The organism is Streptococcus australis, from assembly GCF_019930045.1.
Taxonomy (GTDB): domain Bacteria; phylum Bacillota; class Bacilli; order Lactobacillales; family Streptococcaceae; genus Streptococcus; species Streptococcus australis_D.
On sequence record NZ_JAHZQQ010000096.1, the window covers coordinates 1 to 2,780 of the forward strand.

3 protein-coding genes are annotated in these 2,780 nt (G+C 36.1%); all 3 read right to left on the reverse strand.

The annotated features are described in order from the left end of the window. Positions 1-72: 72 nt before the first annotated feature. On the reverse strand, positions 73-1,815 hold the full coding sequence (locus K1J10_RS10330; RefSeq protein ID WP_223357289.1) for a V-type ATP synthase subunit A: 1,743 nt from the start codon (positions 1,813-1,815) through the stop codon (positions 73-75). Between the two features lie 62 nt (positions 1,816-1,877). Further along, positions 1,878-2,198 (reverse strand): V-type ATP synthase subunit F, encoded by a 321-nt coding sequence (locus K1J10_RS10335; RefSeq protein WP_000387939.1) that lies wholly within the window; start codon positions 2,196-2,198, stop codon positions 1,878-1,880. Then, a partial coding sequence (locus K1J10_RS10340; RefSeq protein ID WP_223357291.1) for a V-type ATPase subunit occupies positions 2,188-2,780 on the reverse strand: 593 nt, incomplete at its 5' end. The genes K1J10_RS10335 and K1J10_RS10340, both read right to left, overlap by 11 nt.

Below are 2,780 nucleotides of genomic sequence, written 5' to 3' on the forward strand. Positions count from 1 at the left end.
TTTCTAGTAAATGTGTTGCAACTCTACTATACAGGATTTATTCCTTTTTGTGTTTACACAACTTATTGTACACTACCGTGTAATCTCATTTGATATAATTTTGATTTCATCTAATCTATCTTCTGAAACATATTTACTTCTCGCCATACGGTCTCGAACTGCCACGGTACCTTCCATAATCTCTGTAAAGTAAGAACCCAACTCTAAAGCATGATTTGCCTGATCAGCAAAAGTTAGGATATTACTTAGCATTGCTTCTTGTTTTGCAAACGAAGTGAATGTATCTACCGAATCAAAAGCGTTCTGTTGCAAATAATCTTCTCGAATTTGTTTAGCAATTTCCATCGTTAGTCGTTCATTATCAGACAGAGAATCAATTCCAACAAGACGAACAATTTCCTCTAAACTAGATTCCCGTTGTAAGTAGTTCATCGCACGAGTTATTTTACTATTCCAATCTGTCTTCTCTTTACCATCTATATAAGTGCCCACACTGTCTTTATATAGTGAATAAGATGTAAGCCAGTTAATTGCAGGAAAATGACGTCGCTGTGCCAACGGAGCATCAAGCCCCCAAAAAACTTTCACAATCCGTAAAGTGTTTTGAGTAACTGGTTCTGAAATATCTCCACCAGGTGGCGATACAGCTCCAATAGCAGTAATCGTTCCTTCACGTTCTGGAAGTCCTAGAACCTGAGAACGTCCTGCTCGTTCATAATATTCAGCGATACGACTTCCCAGATAAGCAGGATAACCCTCATCACCAGGCATTTCTTCTAGACGTCCTGACATTTCACGTAGAGCTTCTGCCCAACGTGAAGTTGAATCAGCCATAATGGCGACAGAGTAGCCCATATCACGAAAATACTCAGCCATGGTAATTCCTGTATAAATTGAAGCCTCACGAGCAGCAACAGGCATATTTGAAGTATTAGCAATCAGAACTGTCCGTTGCATAATTGATTGTCCGGTATTAGGGTCAATCAACTCAGGAAACTCATTCAGTACATCCGTCATTTCATTTCCACGTTCTCCACAACCGACATAAATAACAATATCAACATTGGCAAATTTAGCTACTTGGTGTTGTACAACTGTCTTTCCTGCTCCAAACGGTCCAGGAACTGCTGCAGCTCCCCCTTTGGTTACTGGAAAGAATGTATCAATAACTCGTTGACCTGTGATTAATGGTTCTTCTGGAATTAAACGTTTAGAAACAGGACGCGCCTTGCGGACAGGCCATTTTTGCATAAGCGTTCCTTTATAGAAACTACCGTCCAATTTTTTTATTTCATATACAACTTCATCAATTGTAAAATCGCCAGATGCAATAGAAACGACTTCTCCAGATACTCCATAAGGAACCATAATTTTATGATTAACTACCTCGGTTTCCTTGACAGTTCCAAGAATATCACCCGTACTCACTTTTTGACCAATTGCTATAGTGGAATCAAAATGCCACTTAATATCTCTATCCAAACTTGGAACTTCTACCCCACGAACTAGAAAATCATTATGAGTAGCCAATTTAAATCGATCTAATGGGCGTTGTATGCCATCAAACATTTGAGAAATCAATCCTGGACCTAATTCAACCGATAGAGGTTCTCCAGTTGTAACAACAGGTTCTCCCGGACCAAGACCAGATGTTTCTTCATAGACTTGGATAGATGCCTGATCTCTTCTCATTTCAATAATTTCACCGATTAACCCTAGCTTACCTACACGGCAAATATCTTGAATATTAGCCTCCTGCATACCTGATGCAATAACTAGAGGTCCCGATACTTTTATAATCTTCCCTTGAGTCAAAGTTATTCTCCTTACTAAGTCCAAAAATTATAGAATAATATTACAGACAATTTTGTACATTATTATAAAATATTGTGTCCTACTGCTTTCTCTACATTATCCTCTATACGTTTTAATCCTAAATTTAAACCTTGTTTATGAGTCGGTAATAAAATAATAGCAGGCACAACTTGAGAATCATAATGGCGAATTGTATCTAATATCATTGAAGCAATGTCTTCAGTGATATAAATGACACCATAATCAGATTGAGCTAATTTTCTTAGAGTATTTATAGCTTCTTGTTCTTGATAGGCAGGAAATATATCAAACCCAATCATGCTAAAAGGTAAAATAATATCATGGCTACCAATTATGCCAATTTTATACTTATTAGCTTCCATAATGCGGGCGTATCCTTTCTTTTATTGATTCATAAGGAATTGTATTTTGAAGAGCTGATATGATCATTCTAAGATTCTTTACTTCAAACTCACATCCCAATAAATATCTAGCAAGAACTAACGGCCCATCTACATTATACCTTCCTTGATCTAAAGTTTTATACAATAGTAAATCACATAAAAATTCTAACTCAGAAGATGAAATTGTTGCGTCCTGCATCTTCAATTCGTAAGTTGAAAAGATTGAATCTAAGCTTGGATTTATTTTATTGAACCACACAAATATTTCTTGATTTTCTACAACGTATATAAATTCTTTAGCAGAAATACTTCCTTCATCTGAAAGTAATTGTAAAATATCCCCATGACTCTTATTTTGAGATAAACCACGTTTTACAGTAATAATATTATAAAAGTCAATCATTGCAACAATAACCTGAGACAGCACCTCATCTAACTCATTAGATAAAAGTTTCAGATGTTTAAAATATGCTAGATCAGCTCCGGGTAGTGTACAATAAGTTGTGTAAACACAAAAAGGAATAAATCCTGTATAGTAGAGTTGCAACACATTTACTAGAA

Coding starts and splice junctions, on each gene's coding strand:
- K1J10_RS10335 (WP_000387939.1), bottom strand. CDS start 2,198: ATGGAAGCTAATAAGTATAAAATTGGCATAATTGGTAGCCATGATATT.